This is a genomic window from Rhodococcus sp. S3 (assembly GCF_058211795.1).
This window is the reverse complement of record NZ_CM177074.1, coordinates 3,429,241-3,445,815: the sequence shown is the minus strand read 5'-3', so window position 1 is coordinate 3,445,815 and position 16,575 is coordinate 3,429,241. Positions and strand designations below refer to the sequence as shown.

Here is a 16,575-nt window from a genome sequence, read left to right as displayed (position 1 = left end):
GAACATGTTCCGCGACCGGGGTGGGCTGTGGTCCTCACCACAGCGGGCGAGGTCACCGGTGGGCTGCGCTGTCGGCGGTCGCTGTCATGATGGAGGCCATGTGTGCGGATGTGGTGGACGGTCTCGACCCCGAGCAGGCAGCAGCGGTACTCGCCCCACGCGGGCCGGTCTGCGTGCTCGCCGGTGCCGGCACCGGCAAGACCCGCACCATCACGCGCCGCATCGCCCACCTCGTCTCCGCCGGTCACGTCTCCGCGAGTCAGGTCCTCGCCGTCACCTTCACCGCCCGCGCGGCAGGGGAGATGCGCTCACGCCTGCGCGCCCTGGGTATCGGCGGCGACGGCACGCAGGTGCAGGCCCGCACCTTCCACGCCGCGGCGCTGCGGCAGCTGCGGTACTTCTGGCCGCAGGTCGTCGGCGACACGCCGTGGCAACTGCTCGACCGCAAGTTCGCGGCCGTCTCGCAGGCGGCGCACCGGTGCGGCTTCCCGACCGACACCGACACCGTGCGCGACCTGCTGTCGGAGATCGAATGGTCCAAGGGCACGCTCGTCGCACCCGAGGACTATCCCGCCGCGGCCGCCCGCGCCCACCGCACCCCACCGGCCGACCCCGAGCGGGTCGCGCGTGTCTACGAGACGTACGAGCAGCTCAAGACCCGGTCGGGCGACGGGATGTATCTCGACTTCGACGACCTGCTGCTGCACACCGCGGCGGCCCTCGAGGACAACCTCGCGGTGGCCGAGGAGTTCCGCGACCGCTACCGCTGCTTCGTCGTCGACGAGTACCAGGACGTCACGCCGCTGCAGCAGCGCGTGCTCGACGCATGGCTCGGCGAGCGCGACGATCTCACGGTGGTCGGCGACGCCAACCAGACCATCTATTCGTTCACCGGCGCCACCCCGAAGCACCTGCTCGACTTCTCGCGCCGGTTCCCCGACGCCACGGTCGTGCGCCTCGAACGCGACTACCGCTCCACCCCGGAGGTGGTCGACCTCGCCAACCGCGTGATCGGTGCGGCGCGGGGCCGCATCGCCGGCACCCGGCTCAAGCTCGTCGGTCAGCGTCCGTCCGGGCCGGAGCCCACCTTCGCCGAGTTCGACGACGAACCCGCCGAAGCCCAGGCGGTTGCCAAGGCCGTCGCGAAGCTGATGGGCAAGGGGGTCCCGGCGGCCGAGATCGCGGTGCTCTACCGCATCAACGCCCAGTCCGAGGCCTACGAGCAGGCGTTCACGCAGGCAGGAATCCCGTACCAGGTGCGCGGCGGCGAAGGCTTCTTCAACCGCGCGGAGGTCCGGCAGGCGGTCAACGCGCTGCGCCAGGTGGGTACGCGTGACGACCTGCCGGAGGACGCCGGTCGCGGTGCCGGGCTGCTCAGCCTCGTCCGGGCCACCCTGGTGCCGCTCGGCCTGACCGACACCGAACCGGTGGGCGCGCAGGCACGCGAGCGCTGGGCGTCGCTCGTCGCGCTCGTGCAGCTCACCGAGGAACTGCTCGAGCACGAACCCGACCTCGATCTGCAGGGTCTGCTGCGCGATCTCGCGGCCCGTGCCGAAGCGCGCCAGCCACCGACCGTCCAGGGCGTCACGCTCGCGTCGCTGCACGCGGCGAAGGGCCTCGAATGGGACGCCGTCTTCCTCGTCGGACTCACCGACGGCACCCTGCCGATCACCCACGTCACCGGCGACAAGGACACCCCACCCGACGAGGCCGGCATCGAGGAGGAACGGCGGCTGCTCTACGTCGGCGTTACCCGTGCCCGCGTGCACCTGCAACTGTCGTGGGCGTTGTCCCGCACGGCGGGCGGTCGCCGGTCGCGGCGACGCTCCCGCTTCCTGCACGGGCTCATCCCCGACAGTTCACCCGCGTCGAAGATCGCCGAACCGGCCTCCCCGCGGAAGAAGCGCCCGCAGTGCCGTGTCTGCGGCAAGCCGCTCATGGGCACCACCTCGACCATGCTCGGCCGCTGCGAGGGCTGCCCGTCCGATCTCGACGAGAACCTGCTCGTCGCGCTCAAGGAATGGCGCCGGGAACGCTCGAAGGAGATGAAGGTTCCGGCCTACGTCGTCTTCAGCGACAACACCCTCGTCGCGATCGCCGAACAGCAGCCGCGCGACGATCGTGCGTTGGTTGCCATCCCGGGGATCGGAGCGAAGAAGCTCGAGCAGTACGGCGCCGACGTGCTCGCCCTCGTGCGAGGGGAGCGCGCCGTCGACACTCTCGACCTCTGAGGACTACCCGGCGGGGATCACTCGGCGCACAGGCAGAAGTAGTGCCCGGCCGGATCGCGGAACACCCGGAAGGTGGTCTTGTTCGAGCCGTCGTCGGCGCGCAGCGCGTCGAGCCCGAGGACGAGACGTTCGGCCTCGTCGAGGTCGGGTACGTGGAAGTCGAGATGGGCGTGCACACCGTCGGCGGGCCAGTGCCGCGGCGTGAAGTCGGGATCGCGCTGGAACGCGATGGCCGTCGAGTCGTCACGGGCGAGTTCGACCCAGTCCTCCCGCTCGTTGGTGATCGTCCATCCGAGCAACCGGCGGTAGAAGTCGGCGAGCGCGCGCGGATCCGGGCAGTCGAGGACGGGCAGGAATCTCGTGGTCGCGAGGGACATGCCCTCCGACTGTAGTGCCGGGACGAAGAACGCGGCACGAAACCGCAGGTAGAAAATAACTTGTGCCGATCGTGTCCACGAATCTAGGCTGGATGACGATGTCACGGGAGACGGCCCGTGCGCGACGAGAAAGTGAGGTGGCCCCGATGCTCGGCTTCGATGCTCTTGCAGCGACAGCGGCCCCTCGTGTCGCTGTGGCCGCCGCTACCACTCACATCGCCACACCTGTGGCTCGTATCGCCGCCACCCCTGTGGCTGCCGAAGTGGTAGCCGCGCCGCGTGCACGCCGACGTGTGTACGCCGCCGCCGTCTCGTCCGTGGTCGGAAGTCGATCGGGAAGTATCTCCCGGTAGACCTTCGTCTCCTCCAGGCCACGGACCCCGCCCAGCGGACCGTGGCCTTTCTCGTTCTCCGGCCGGGTTCGCATCGCATTCCACCGAACCAACGAAGGAGCTCACGTGCCGAGCGAATACCCGTCGAGCCTGTCGAACCGAACGGAAGGAGACGAGATGCGTCGTACCGACATCCTGTCGCGCAGCGACACTTTCGCGGTGTCACGCGACGACCGCGACCGCGACACCCTGCCGTGCCACGACAACGACCCCGACCTGTGGTTCGCCGAGACCCCGGCCGATCTCGAGTATGCCAAGACGCTGTGCGCGGGCTGCCCGGTGCGTGCCCGGTGTCTCGACGCCGCTCTCGAGCGGGAGGAACCCTGGGGCGTGTGGGGCGGGGAGATCATCGACCGTGGTGTCGTCGTGGCCCGCAAGCGGCCGCGGGGCCGGCCTCGGAAGAATCCGCTGCCCGAACCCCGCAAGGAACTGGTCTGTGCGTGAATACGGTTGCCCGGCTTCGTCACTCCTCGACGAAGCCGGGTAGCCATTCGCTGAGGATGCGCATGTACGGTGCCTCGGCGTCGAGCTGAGCGCAGATGCCGACCGAACCGAGCAGTACCCGGAACACACTCACGTACTCGGGCGGAAGGTTCAGCGTCCGGGCCGTCTTGAAGGTGGAACTCGAGAAGTCCGTGGCCGTGCCCGCCACCCGCTGCAGCCATGCGCGGGTGAAGTGGAACGACTCGGTGTGGATCGGATCGGTGAACGGCCGGAGGTAGTCGGCGATCTCCTCGTCGGTGACCGTGCGGCCGGGCAGCACGAACTTGTTGTCGTAGAGCAGCCGGGTGAGTTCGTCGAAACGCTCGTCGAGGGCGAGCCGGACCATCCGTCCGAGCACCGGCGGGAAGCCGTCGGGCATCGCTGCCGTGGCCCCGAAGTCGATGACCCCGAGACGGCCGTCGTCGAGCAGCATGAAGTTGCCCGGATGCGGGTCGCTGTGGAGCAGACCGGCCCGTGCGGGCGAGCAGAAGTGGAACTCCGCGAGCAGCGCACCGGCCCGGTTGCGCTGCTCCCGCGTACCACCGCTGATGATCGCCGACAGCGGAGTGGCCGAAAGCCATTCGGTCACGACGACCTTCGGTGCACTCGCGACGACACGCGGGATCAGGAACTTCTCGTCGCCGGCGAAGGCCTTGGCGAAGGCCCGCTGGTTGTCGGCCTCGATCCGGTAGTCGAGTTCTTCCTCGGTGCGTGCGGACAACTCGTCGAGCAGCGCACGCACATCGGCGCCCGGCATCATCGTGGCGAACAATCCGGCGAACCGGGACAGCGTGCGCATGTCGGCGCGCAGTGCCTCGTCGGCGCCCGGGTACTGGACCTTCACCGCGACCTCGCGTCCGTCCGACCACACGGCCCGATGCACCTGGCCGATACTGGCCGACGCGACGGGCACGTCGTCGAACGACTCGAAGCGCTCGCGCCACTTCGTGCCGAGTTGCTGGTCGAGCACGCGGTGCACGGCCCGGGCGGGCAGGGGAGGGGCCTCGGCCTGCAGTTTGGTGAGCGCCTCCCGATACGGCTCGGCGAACTCCTCCGGGACGGCGGCTTCCATCACGCTCAGGGCCTGGCCGAACTTCATGGCGCCGCCCTTGAGTTCGCCCAGCACGCTGAACAACTGTTCGGCGGCCTTCGCCGTCATCTCGGCGTCGATCTCCTCCCGATCTCCACCGGCGAGCCGACGACCGAAACCCACGGCAGCGCGCCCGGCGATTCCCAGAGGAATGCTCGCGAGCTTGGCAGTGCGGGACGAGCTTCTGCGAGGGATGTCTGGCACGCCCCCCATCATGCCTGACCGACCCGAGCGACGGCCGAGCAGTCGCACCGGGGATGACGGAACCACCGACGCGTGACGATGCGGTGGGATCGTAGGTCCAGTTCGAGCGTGCGATCGACCGCCGGAGTCACCGACGGATCGGCGGAGAGGAACGCCTCGATCTGGCCGACGGCCATCGCCGCGGTCGCCGACGTCACCGCCCGGCCGGCGTGGCCCTGCCGCCCGTACAGCTGACTCGCCAGCCGTGGCCAGGACGGATCGAGATCGGTCCGCACGAGATCGGCGCAGCGCAGGCAACTGCTCCGGCCGGGGAGTACGAACGGCCCGACGATGCCGCGTCCGTCCCTGATCCGCACCGCGAGATGAGGGATCCCGGCCCGTACGAGCATGCTCACGAGATGGGGGTCGGGCACCTGGCCGTCGGCAAGGACGACGCAGTCGGCCGGACCCTGCGGTTCGTCACCGGACGACGAGCGCACCCACCGCACGTCCCACACCGGGAGATCGTCGACGATCGCCGAGGCGAGCGGACCCGAGCCGTGGACCCGCACCCGCCGCGGTCGCGCCGGACCGACCGGCGACGAGGGGACCTGCCGGACCGCGCCCGTGGCGGTGAGCTCGTCGAGCACCTGGCGCACCCGTCCCGACGGAAGCCCACGCTCGGCCGCGGCGTCGAGCACCTCGTCGAGGGTGAGCCGGCCGTCGAGCAGCCGGACGAGAACGCCGAGGTCGAAGCTGTCCATGCCTTCGGGTGGCAGGACGACGGTCGCGGTGCCGGGACCCCAACCGAGCTGGATCGAGCCGTCGGACCGTTCGAGCACGGCCAGTTCGGGATCGACCCGGAGAACCGCCGCCTCGGGCGGCGCAGGATTCGTGGTCGTCTCGCGCGATGCGGTGATCATGGAGACAGACTGACAGCACCCGCGCCCGTGGACGGCTCACGAGGAGCAGTTGTCCACAGGCGCGGGTGCCTCTGTCGGGTCGTTCTAGGAGGTGCTGTCGTCCCCGGGACGATCCTCGTCGGATCCCTCCTCGGCGGCGCGATCGCGTTCGGCCTGCTCGCGTTCCATGGTCGCCTGCAACTGGGCGATCGGATCGTCGAAGGCTCCGGTGCCGCCGCCGATCACACGGTCGACGAAGGCTGCCGGGTTGTCGAGATCCGACGAGTCCGGCAGCAGGTCGGGGTGCGCCCACACGTGGTCGCGGGCCTCGGTGCCGGCATCGGTGGTGAGGCGTCGCCACAGCGCGGCGGCCTCGCGCACCTTCCGGGGCCGGAGTTCGAGGCCGACGAGCGTGGCGAAGGTCTGCTCCGCCGGTCCGCCCGTGGCGCGGCGACGGCGCAGGGTCTCGGTCAGGGCCGAGGCGCCCGGGAGCCGCTCGCCGAGGGCGTCGGCGACGACCGTCTCGACCCAGCCCTCGACGAGCGCGAGCATCGTCTCGAGCCGTTCGAGGGCGGCCTTCTGCTCCGGGGTGGTCTGGGGTTCGAACGCACCCTGCTTGAGGATCTCCTCGAGCTTGGACGGGTCGGTGAGAGCCGACGGGTCGAGTCCCTGCGCGAGATCCTCGATCGACGACATGTCCATGCGGATGCCGCGTGCGTATTCCTCGACGGTCGCCAGCATCCGCTGACGCAGCCACGGCACGTGGCTGTAGAGGCGCTGGTGGGCGGCCTCGCGTGCGGCGAGGAAGACGAGCACCTCCTGGGCGGGCTGTTCGAGTCCTTCACCGAAGCTCTCGACCGCGGCCGGCAGCAGGGCGGCGGTGCCCTCCGGGCCGAGCGGAAGACCGATGTCGGTGGAGGTGAGCACTTCCTTCGACAGCTGGCCGAGGGCCTGGCCGAGCTGGGAGCCGAAGGCGACCCCGCCCATCTGCGAGAACATGCCGAGCATGGGCCCGGCCATCGCGCGGGCCTCCTCGGGCAGGCCGTTCAGCATCATGCCGTTGACCTGCTCGGCGATCGGATCGCACAGGCGCTTCCACGTCTCGAGGGTGTTGTCGAGCCAGTCGACGGGCGTCCACGCCACGACCTTCGACGCACCCGCGGGCAGCGTGGTGGCCGCGTCGAGCCACAGTTCCGCGAGGCGCGCGGCGTCGGCCACGGCGTCGGTGGTGCGGGGCGGGACCGGGTCGACGGACCCGATCTGCTGGCGTGCGAGCTTCGTCGCGATGTCGTAGTTGACCGGGCCCGAGCCGCCGCCGGAACCCATGGCGCTGCCCATGCCGGCGAGCATCTGACCGAACTGGCTGAGCATCTGACCGAACTGCGCGGGATCGAAGCCCTGACCGCCGAACGGGTTGTCGCCCCCGCCGCTGCCGGGGAGTCCGAATCCGAACGGGATGCCGCCACCGGAGCCGCCGCTACCGGAACCCTCGTCCTTCCTGCGGTCGGGGTCGTCGTCGGGATTCGAGAATCCGAAGGGCGTGTCGCTCATGTATCCAACGGTACAAGGCGGCCGGGGCGGGGACCGGCATCGTGGTCACGCTCATGGCGAACACGACACGGTCGTGGTGTGAAGGGGGCGGTCGGGCGACCGTTACCCTGGCCGGGTGAATCGTCGCTACGTCCTGCCGCTCGCGCTCGTGCTCCCGATCCTCGTCATCGTGGTCGTGGCGTTCAACGTCCGGGCGCCGTACGTGGCGCTCGGTCCGGGCCCCGTCTTCGACACGCTCGGCGAGATCGAGGGCACCCCGGTCGTCGCGCTCGAGGGGATCGAGGCGGACGAGACCGAGGGCAGTCTGTTCATGACGACCGTCGGGGTCACCGACAATCTCACCCTCGCGCAGACCTTCACCGCCTGGATCAGCGGTCGCTACGGCGTCGCGCCGCGCGAACAGGTCTATCCGCCCGACCGCAGCAAGGACGAGGTGCAGGCCGTCGACCAGGCGCAGTTCGCCCAGTCGGAGCGCTCCGCCGAACTGGCCGCCCTGCACTATCTCGACCTGCCGGTGACCCTGCGGATCGCGGAGGTGGGTCAGGAGGCTCCCGCTTCCGGGTTGCTCGAGGCGGGCGACCGGATCGTCGCCGTCGGCGGCGAGGAGATGCGCACGGCCGGCCAGGTGCAGCGCGCGGTCGGCGACGTGCCGCCCGGTGAGTCGGTGGGCATCACCGTCCTGCGCGGCGATGCCGAGGAGTCGTTCGATGTTCCGGTCGGTCCCCGGCCCGGCGACCCGGACAAGGGCTTCCTGGGCATCGCCACCGAGGAGGTCCCCGAGGTGCCCTTCGAGGTCACCTTCAACCTGGCCGACATCGGTGGCCCGTCCGCCGGCCTGATGTTCAGCCTGGCCGTGGTGGACAAGCTCAGCCCGGGCCTGCTCAACGGTGGCCTGGACGTCGCCGGTACCGGCACGATCGACTCGGACGGGATGGTCGGGCCGATCGGCGGGATCACCCACAAGCTCACCGCGGCGTCGGAGGACGGCGCGACGGTCTTCCTGGTGCCCGCCGAGAACTGCGCGGAGGCGCAGAGCGGCGCCCCCGAGGGCGTGCAACTCGTGAAGGTCGAGACGCTCGAGGGCGCGATCGACGCGCTGGCCGCGATCGCGGACGGAAGCGACGCGCCGGCCTGCAGCTGATCACACCCGCCGCAGCACCGACAGCTCGGTGATCCGGCAGCTCAGTAGTCGTCGTCGCTCGCCTCGAGGGTCGCGTACAACGCCGCCACGACATGCGGGGCGAGGTTGTCGTAGGTCCGCAGCTCGGCGCCCGCGAACGGATCGTCGTCGTCGAGCGGACGCAACTGCAGGAGCGAGAGCGACGGCCCGTCGCGCAGCACGGCGGAGATGAGACGGGCGGCGCGCCGCTCCGGGTGACTGTGCGCTGCGAGTCGTGCCGCCTCGTCCGCCGCGTGGGCATCGGCGAGCAGCGGCGCGAAGGCGTCGTCGAGTTCGTTCTCGGCGCTCGGCGGCAACACGACCACCTCCTGCACGAGGGCGCACCCGGCGACCGAGCCGGGCCAGGTGGTCGTGGCGAGGAACTCCTCGAGTGCGGGACTGCCGCCCTCGACGTCGTCGGGGAAGTCCTCCTGCGCGATCGGCGTGTACTCGTGCCCCTCGTCGAGCTGGTCGGCGAGGGTGGGTTCGGCGGCTGCGAGAAGCACGGTCGGGACGAGCGCGAACATCACGGGAGGGCGGTCCCAACCCTCCGCATCCGCGAAATCGATGATCTCGTGGACGGCGCGCGCGAGTGCTTGTTCGGAAGGTACGGGAAGACGTTGGTTCACCGGCCTATCCTGGCACCCGTACGCGGGTGGGCGCTGCCGGACCTGCGTCGTACGACCCCCGGTAGGAGGATTCCGTAGAGTGGGGCGAAACGGTCACTCCGTGAGAACGAGGCGCGTTCGTACGCGTTCGTCGAGCGCGAGATGTACAGATGCGGTGCGATCGCGCCGCCGGACGAGTTGGGAGCGTGGCACGTGGGCATGAGGCCCCCGACCGGAGTACCTACATTGTCGAAGCGGAGCAGAGTTCTGCTGATCCTGGCAGTGGTGGCCGCAGTGCTGCTCCTGCTCGGACCGCGGTTGGTGGACACCTACACCAACTGGCTCTGGTTCGGCGAGGTCGACTTCCGGGACGTATACGTCAAGGTTCTCCTGACCCGGATCGCACTGTTCCTGGTGGTCGGGTTGTTCATCGGCGGTGTCGTCTGGCTGGCGATGCTGCTCGCCTACCGGTCGCGCCCGGTCTTCGTACCGACCACCGGACCCAACGATCCGGTGGCGCGCTACCGCACCACCGTGATGACGCGCATGCGCGCCTTCGGGATCGGTATCCCGGTCGTGCTCGGTGTGCTCTCCGGTCTGGTCGCCCAGGCCGGCTGGGTCACCGTGCAGATGTTCTTCAACGGCGGTGACTTCGGCACCACCGATCCGCAGTTCGGTCTCGACGTCGGCTTCTACGCCTTCGACCTGCCGTTCTACCGATTCCTGCTCAACTGGTTCTTCGTCGCGATCGTGCTCGGGTTCATCGCGAACCTCGTCACGCACTACATCTTCGGCGGCATCCGCCTCGCCGGTCGGGGTGGAAGCATGTCGACGGCCTCGCGTGTTCAGCTCGCCGTCCTCGCCGGACTGTTCGTCGCGTTCAAGGCGGTCGCCTACTGGCTCGACCGGTACGAACTGCTGTGGAGCAGCCGCAAGGAACCCACCTTCACCGGTGGTGGCTTCACCGACATCAACGCGGTGCTGCCGGCCAAGCTCATCCTGCTCGCGATCGCCGTCATCTGCGCGATCGCGTTCTTCGCCGCGATCTTCCTGCGCGACCTGCGGATCCCCGCGCTCGCGACGGCGCTGCTCGTGCTCTCGTCGATCCTCGTCGGCGCGGTGTACCCGCTCATGGTCGAGCAGTTCTCGGTGCGCCCGAACGCTGCCGACAAGGAGAGCGAGTACATCGAGCGCAACATCGCCGCGACCCGTGAGGCGTACGGCATCACCGACGACAAGGTGGCGTACGAGGACTACCCGGGTGTGGGCACCACCTCGCCCGAGAACATCCCGGCCGACATCACCACGATCGCGAACGCCCGCCTGCTCGACCCGAACGTGCTTCCCCGCACCTTCACGCAGCAGACGCAGCTGAAGAACTTCTACGGCTACCCCGAGTCGCTCGACATCGACCGGTACGAGCTCGACGGTCGTATGGAGGACTACATCGTCGCGGCGCGTGAGCTCTCGCCCACGAGCCTGACCGGCAACCAGACCGACTGGATCAACCGCCACACCGTGTACACGCACGGCAACGGTCTCGTCGCGGCGCCCGCCAACCGTGTGAACGCCGCCGCGAGTGCCTCGGCGGAGGAGGCCGCCAACAGCAACAGCGGCTACCCGGTCTACTTCGTCAGCGACCTGGCGTCGCTCGCCGCGGAGAACCAGGTCATCCCCGTCGAGCAGCCCCGCATCTACTACGGCGAGGTCATCGCCGAGGCCGATCCGGACTACGCGATCGTCGGCAACAGCGCCGACTCGTCCGGTCCGCGCGAGTACGACACCGACACCGAGAAGTACACCTACACCGGTACGGGCGGCGTCGACATCGGCAACTGGTTCAACCGGCTCGCCTTCGCCGCGAAGTACGGCGAACGCAACATCCTGTTCTCGAGCGCCATCGGCAGCGACTCGAAGATCCTGTTCAACCGCGACCCGCGTGAGCGCGTGACGAAGGTCGCGCCGTGGCTGACGGCCGACGGCGACGCCTACCCGGCGGCGATCGACGGCCGCATCAAGTGGGTCGTCGACGCGTACACCACACTCGACTACTACCCGTATGCGCAGCGCGCGTCGCTCGAGGGCCTCGTCGAGGACAGCATCGACCAGAACACCGGCCGGTTGCTGCCCCGCAAGGAGGTCTCGTACATCCGCAACTCGGTCAAGGCGACGGTCGACGCCTACGACGGCACCGTCACGCTCTACCAGGTCGACGATCAGGATCCGGTCCTGAAGGCGTGGATGGGTGTCTTCCCCGAGGCGGTGACCCCGCAGGACCAGATCTCCGACGAACTGCGGGCGCACTTCCGCTACCCGGAGGACCTGTTCAAGGTGCAGCGCGAGATGCTCGCCAAGTACCACGTCGACGATCCACGCGAGTTCTTCACCAACAACGCGTTCTGGTCGGTGCCGGCCGATCCGACGGTCGACACCAGCGCGAACCAGCCGCCCTACTACCTGCTGATGGGCGATCGTGAGACGGCGGATCCGCGGTTCCGCCTGACCTCGGCGATGGTGGGTTACAACCGGCAGTTCCTGTCGGCGTACATCTCGGTCGAATCCGATCCGGAGAACTACGGCAAGTTCACGATCCTGCAGCTACCGACGGACACACAGACCTTCGGTCCGGAGCAGACGCAGAACGCGATGATCTCCGACACCCGAGTGGCTTCGGAGCGGACCCTGCTCGAACGGTCCAACCGGATCCAGTACGGCAACCTGCTCACCCTGCCCATCGCGGACGGCGGCATCCTGTACGTCCAGCCGATGTACACCGAGCGCAATGCGACGGCGGGCAGCACGTCGACCTTCCCGCAGCTGTCGCGCGTGCTCGTCAGCTACCGGGAGCCGGGTGCCAGCGGTGGTGTCCGGATCGGTTACGCGCCCACTCTCGCCGGTGCGCTCGACCAGGTCTTCGGTCCCGGTGTCGGCGACGCGGCCACCGCTCCCGGTGGCGAGGCGCTGCCCACCGCCGAGGTCGAGGACGAGACCCGCGGTGAGGCGATCGGCGAGGGCACGGAGGAGCAGAACCAGCCTTCCGATCAGCAGCAACAGCAGCCCGCCTCGCCGGCGCCGACCGCTCCCGCGAATCGCGATGCCGCGGTCGCGGAGCTCGATTCGGCACTTGCGGAGCTGGCCAACGCGCAGACCAGCGGCGATTTCGAAGCCTACGGTCGGGCGCTGCGGCGGGTGCAGCAGGCCGTCGACGCCTACGAATCCACTGGCGGCTGAGTCCACCGGCGGCTGATCCGGTAACGGAAACGGACACGACGAAGGCCCGCGGTGCGAACCGCGGGCCTTCGTCGTGTTCTTGGAGGCGGTCTGCGTCAGCGACCGGCCAGCGTGATGTCGACGATCTGCGCGAACTCGGCGCCGAAGCCGTACTGCTGGGCGAGCTGGTTGGCGGTGTCGACGGCCTGGGTGACCTCGGCCGGCAGCTCGGGGGCGGCCGGAGCCGCGGGTGCCGGAGCCTCGGGAGCCGGCGCGGGAGCCTCGGGCGCGGCGGGAGCCGGCGCGGATTCGGTGGTCAGGTACTGACCGCAGACGGGCCACGCACCGGGGCCCTGCGTCTGCAGGACGTTCTCGGCGACGCGGATCTGCTCCGCCTTCGAGGCCTGGTCTGCGCGACCGCTGCCGCCGTTGGCCTCCCAGGTGCTCTGCGAGAACTGCAGGCCACCGTAGTAGCCGTTGCCGGTGTTGATGGCCCAGTTGCCACCGCTCTCGCACTGGGCGACGCCGTCCCAGTTGTGCTGGGCGGCGGACGCGGTGCCGGTGGCGAGCGCGAACGGAACCGCGGCGAGTGCACCGGTGACGACGGCAGTGCGGAATGCACGCGTGCTGAAGTTGGTCATGCTGTGGAGTCCTTCCCGCGCTCGCGGAGCGCGACGGCCCTCGTCGATCTCGGCCGACGGAGAATGTCTCCGTCCGGATCGGGGACCGTGTCGGTCGCGTCCCTGCCCCTCGGGTCTTCGTAGGCACCGGATCCCGCGGGGCAGACTGGCGGCGACGGGCCGGTGGTGGCTCGGCTGTTTCGAGCCGGGACCGACAGTACAAAGCGGGTCGCGGCCCGTCATCCCCGCGCCGAGAGGGGAGCCTGTCCATCTGATGGGATGACGGCGTCGGGTTTCCCCAGTTCAGGAAGGTGATAACGGGGGTCGATGCAAGATCGTTACACCTCCGTTATGTGGTGATAGTCATGGTGGAAATGTGAACCGGACCACCTGCGGGAAGGCGCGATTCCGGTTGTCGTCGAGGCGCATCCGCGTCCGACGAGGCGATTTGCATTCCGTTTCCGCGCTCGTGTAGGTTCGTTCATGCAACGCGGGGTGGAGCAGCTCGGTAGCTCGCTGGGCTCATAACCCAGAGGTCGCAGGTTCAAATCCTGTCCCCGCTACCACCACGAAGGCCGGTCGTCTCGGACGACCGGCCTTCGTTCGTTCGAGGGTCAGCCCCGGGCCGCGGTGTACCCCTTCTCGGGATCCTCGGGCACATCCATCTCCTCCAGCACCCGGCGCAGCAGCTTCCCGGTGGCATTGCGTGGCAGCTCGTCGAGGAAGACCACCTCGCGCGGGACCTTGTACCGGGCGAGATTCGCCTTCACGAACGCCTTGATGTCCTCGGCGTCGCGGGAGGAATCGGGGGAGGGGACCACGAAGGCCCGCAGCCGCTGCCCGAACTGCGAATCGGCGACACCGACCACGGCGGCGTCGAGCACGTCCTCCCGTTCGGCGAGCAGGTTCTCGACCTCGAGCGGATAGACGTTCTCGCCGCCGGAGACGATCATGTCGTCGTCGCGGCCGTCGACGAAGAGCAGGCCGTTCTCGTCCCAGTGCCCGATGTCGCCGATCGACAGCAGTCCGTCGATGCGTTCCTTGTCGCGACCGTCGGTGTAGCCGGCGAAGGACAGACCGCTCGAGACGAAGATGCGGCCGGAGACGTGCGGTTCGGTGATGCGCTTGCCGTCGTCGTCGAACAGCACCACCCGGCAGGTCACCGGAGGGCGACCGGCCGTGCCGGGGGCCTGCCGGATGTCGTCGGGGGTCGCGACCGTCGCGACGGCGCATTCGGTGGATCCGTACAGGTTGTACAGCACGTGCCCGAAGGCCTCCGTCGTCCGGCGGCACACGTCGGGCGAGAGCGACGAACCCGCGGAGAAGACGATCCTCAGGCTCGAGGTGTCGTACTCGGCGATCTTCTCCGGTCCGAGGTCGAGGATCCGCTGCAGCATGGTCGGGACCACGACCAGCACGTTCGCCCCGTGCTGCTCGACGAGACCCAGGGTGTCGACGGGGGAGAAGCGCCGCATCATCACCACGGTCTGACCGAGCGCGAGGGCGAGCGCGAACTGCGAGACGCCGGTGCCGTGGAAGGCGGGGGCGGCCATGAGCATCGTCTGTCCGGGACGCAGCGGAACCCGGTCGAGGAACTGGGCCGACGCGAACGGCGACGTGCGGCCGCGCGGCGCGCCCTTCGGGGTGCCGGTGGTGCCGCTGGTGAGCAATACGAATCCACCGAAGACGTCCGGGGCGGGCAGGGACGAGCCGTCCAGCCCTTCGATCGACTGCTCCAGCGTCGGGATGCCGGGGACCTCGTCGTCCACCCAGGAGACGTACCGGCGCACGTCGTCCGGGAGCGCGGCGGCGACCTCGGCGAACTCGCTGTCGAAGACGAACGTCGAGACCTGTTCGCGCGCGGCGACGTCGACGAGTTGCCGTGGGGCGAAGCCGGTGTTCATCATCACGAGCCGCACGCCGAGCTTGGCGGTGGCGAGCATCGTCAGCACGAGACCGCGGTGGTTGCGGGCCATGATGCCCATGACCGATCCCGGTTCGACCCCGGCGCGCTGCCACGCACGTACGAGGGCGTTGGAGCGGGCCTCGAGTTCCTTGTAGGTGACGTCGCCGGCCTCGTCGATCAGTGCGACGGCGTCCAGACCGCGTTCGGCCTGTGCGTGCACGGCACCGGCGAAGGGGCCGTACTTGTTGGCCGCCATGATCGTCCCGATGCTGTGGTCCACGCGTGGGAAGTGCAGCAGACCTGCGCGATGGAGTACCGCGAGTGATCCGACGGTGTCCTTGACCTGGCCGATCGTGTCGTCGAGCGTGATCCGCCCGCCCGTGATCCTGCCGAGAATGTCCTGACCGAGCATCCGTCCCCCTGGCTGTGTGTCGGTGTCAGGACACACAGTAGCCGTGACGTAGCTCACATTCCAGGCAAATGTCCTCGAACGGGTAGAGCCCTCGCCGCACCTGCGGCGAGGGCTCATCCCCCGATGGATCCTCCGAAACGCCCGGTACCGTCGCCGGCCCCTGGTCCCATCCCGCCGGGACCCGCGAACGGACCCCATGCCCCGGACGTTATTTCAGTTCGGAGGACGACTTTCCGAGCACTCGTCGAGCGACGATGAGCTGCTGGATCTGCTGGGTGCCCTCGAAGATGTCGAGGATCTTGGAATCACGTGCCCACTTCTCGATCAGCGGCCGCTGCGAGTACCCGTAGGTGCCGGCGAGTTCGACGGCCTTGAGCGAGACCGCGGTGCCGGTACGGCCGGCCTTCGCCTTGGACACCGACGCCTCGAGGGAGTTGGGCTTCTTGTTGTCGGCCATCCACGTCGCGCGCAGCGCGAGCAGGTAGGCGGCCTCCCAGTCGGCCTCGAGCGCCAGGAACTCGGCGGCCGCGGCGTGCTGGTTGTTCGCGGGGATGTCGTAGGAGACCTCGACGCCCGCCTCCTTCAGGATCGTGCGCAGTTCCTCGAGCACCGCGCGACCGAGACCCACGGCCATGCCGGCCACGATCGGACGCGTGTTGTCGAAGGTCTGCATGACCCCGGCGAACCCCTTCTCGGTGTTCACCTCCGGGGAACCGAGGATGTTGTCCTTCGGGATGCGGCAGTTGTCGAGCACGAGCACGGCGGTGTCGGACGCCTTGATGCCGAGCTTCTTCTCGAGACGCGCGACCGAGAGTCCGGGAGCCTCGCGCGGCACGACGAACGACTTGATCGCGGCGCGGCCCTTCGATCTGTCGACGGACGCCCACACGACGATGTGCGTGGAACGCTCACCGGCGGTGACGAAGATCTTCTCGCCGTTGAGGACCCACTCGTCGCCGTCGAGCACGGCCGTGGTCGTCACGGCCGCCGAGTCGGACCCGAAACCGGGCTCGGTGATCGCCATCGAGGCCCACACCTTGCCGAAACGTTCGAGCTGCTCGTCGGTGGCCACCGCAGCGATCGCGGAGTTGCCGAGGCCCTGGTAGGGGATCGACAGGGTCAGGCCGACGTCGCCCCAGCACGTCTCGATGACATTGAGGAGGCCGGCCATGTTGCCGCCGTTGGCATTTCCGGCGGCACCGTCCTGCTTGGCCTTGCTGTCGCGGCCGAGCGTGGCGCCCGCCGCGCCCTGACCGGAGTCGTTGAGTCCCTCGACCATCGCGGCCATCGTGTCGAGTTCGACGGGGTACTCGTGCTCGGCGAGGTCGTACTTGCGGGAGATCGGCCGGAAGATCTGCGCGGCGACCTGATGGGCCTGGTTCGCGGAAGCCTTGAGCTTCCGGGGAAGTTCGAGATTGATCATCACAGGTTCCTTGTTCGGGTCGGGCCGA

The 16,575-nt window shown here is 69.0% G+C and carries 12 protein-coding genes and 1 tRNA gene; 5 read left to right on the top strand and 8 right to left on the bottom strand.

Annotation, left to right across the window (positions count from 1 at the left end; translation table 11 throughout):
• Positions 1-86 precede the first annotated feature (86 nt).
• The gene (locus AC0LPE_RS16105) at positions 87-2,231 is read left to right on the top strand and encodes an ATP-dependent DNA helicase UvrD2 (protein ID WP_026061387.1); all 2,145 of its coding nucleotides are present in this window, start codon (positions 87-89) and stop codon (positions 2,229-2,231) included.
• Between the two features lie 17 nt (positions 2,232-2,248).
• On the opposite strand, the gene AC0LPE_RS16100 is transcribed toward AC0LPE_RS16105, so the two are convergent.
• A complete protein-coding gene (locus AC0LPE_RS16100) occupies positions 2,249-2,608 on the bottom strand; it encodes a VOC family protein (RefSeq protein WP_016693349.1) in 360 nt (119 codons plus the stop codon).
• 509 nt (positions 2,609-3,117) lie between these two features.
• Here AC0LPE_RS16100 and AC0LPE_RS16095 point away from each other — a divergent pair.
• Positions 3,118-3,444: a WhiB family transcriptional regulator gene (locus AC0LPE_RS16095; RefSeq protein WP_051033099.1), complete on the top strand. Its 327-nt coding sequence runs from the start codon at positions 3,118-3,120 to the stop codon at positions 3,442-3,444.
• A 19-nt stretch (positions 3,445-3,463) separates the two neighbouring features.
• Here the strand turns inward: AC0LPE_RS16095 and AC0LPE_RS16090 are convergent, their stop codons facing one another.
• From AC0LPE_RS16090 to AC0LPE_RS16080, 3 genes are all read right to left on the bottom strand, one after another.
• On the bottom strand, positions 3,464-4,789 hold the full coding sequence (locus tag AC0LPE_RS16090) for an ABC1 kinase family protein (protein ID WP_088899421.1): 1,326 nt from the start codon (positions 4,787-4,789) through the stop codon (positions 3,464-3,466).
• On the bottom strand, positions 4,786-5,679 hold the full coding sequence (locus AC0LPE_RS16085) for a hypothetical protein (protein ID WP_160874225.1): 894 nt from the start codon (positions 5,677-5,679) through the stop codon (positions 4,786-4,788). Before AC0LPE_RS16085 ends, AC0LPE_RS16090 begins: the two co-directional genes overlap by 4 nt.
• An 84-nt stretch (positions 5,680-5,763) precedes the next feature.
• Positions 5,764-7,209 (bottom strand): zinc-dependent metalloprotease, encoded by a 1,446-nt coding sequence (locus AC0LPE_RS16080; RefSeq protein WP_160874223.1) that lies wholly within the window; start codon positions 7,207-7,209, stop codon positions 5,764-5,766.
• A 115-nt stretch (positions 7,210-7,324) separates the two neighbouring features.
• On the opposite strand from AC0LPE_RS16080, the gene AC0LPE_RS16075 reads away from it, so the two are divergent.
• Positions 7,325-8,350 (top strand): YlbL family protein, encoded by a 1,026-nt coding sequence (locus AC0LPE_RS16075; protein WP_088899411.1) that lies wholly within the window; start codon positions 7,325-7,327, stop codon positions 8,348-8,350.
• 41 nt (positions 8,351-8,391) lie between these two features.
• On the opposite strand, the gene AC0LPE_RS16070 is transcribed toward AC0LPE_RS16075, so the two are convergent.
• The gene (locus AC0LPE_RS16070) at positions 8,392-8,997 is read right to left on the bottom strand and encodes a PPA1309 family protein (RefSeq protein WP_106199265.1); all 606 of its coding nucleotides are present in this window, start codon (positions 8,995-8,997) and stop codon (positions 8,392-8,394) included.
• Positions 8,998-9,189: 192 nt separating this feature from the next.
• Between AC0LPE_RS16070 and AC0LPE_RS16065 the strand changes: the two genes are divergently transcribed.
• Positions 9,190-12,207 carry a UPF0182 family protein gene (locus AC0LPE_RS16065; RefSeq protein WP_490604821.1) on the top strand — a complete coding sequence of 1,006 codons (3,018 nt, stop codon included), beginning with the start codon at positions 9,190-9,192 and terminating at the stop codon, positions 12,205-12,207.
• A 95-nt stretch (positions 12,208-12,302) separates the two neighbouring features.
• Here AC0LPE_RS16065 and AC0LPE_RS16060 read toward each other — a convergent pair whose 3' ends face one another.
• Complete coding sequence (locus AC0LPE_RS16060) at positions 12,303-12,827, bottom strand: transglycosylase family protein (RefSeq protein ID WP_006550275.1); 525 nt, start codon at positions 12,825-12,827, stop codon at positions 12,303-12,305.
• Positions 12,828-13,295: 468 nt separating this feature from the next.
• Between AC0LPE_RS16060 and AC0LPE_RS16055 the strand changes: the two genes are divergently transcribed.
• Positions 13,296-13,372 (top strand) — tRNA-Met (locus AC0LPE_RS16055).
• Positions 13,373-13,420: 48 nt separating this feature from the next.
• Here AC0LPE_RS16055 and AC0LPE_RS16050 read toward each other — a convergent pair.
• Both AC0LPE_RS16050 and AC0LPE_RS16045 read right to left on the bottom strand, forming a co-directional pair.
• Positions 13,421-15,124, bottom strand: coding sequence for an acyl-CoA synthetase (locus AC0LPE_RS16050; protein ID WP_088899414.1), 1,704 nt, complete (start codon positions 15,122-15,124; stop codon positions 13,421-13,423).
• Positions 15,125-15,332: 208 nt separating this feature from the next.
• Entirely contained in the window at positions 15,333-16,547 is a 1,215-nt protein-coding gene (locus AC0LPE_RS16045; RefSeq protein WP_490604820.1) for an acyl-CoA dehydrogenase family protein, read from the bottom strand.
• Positions 16,548-16,575 lie beyond the last annotated feature (28 nt).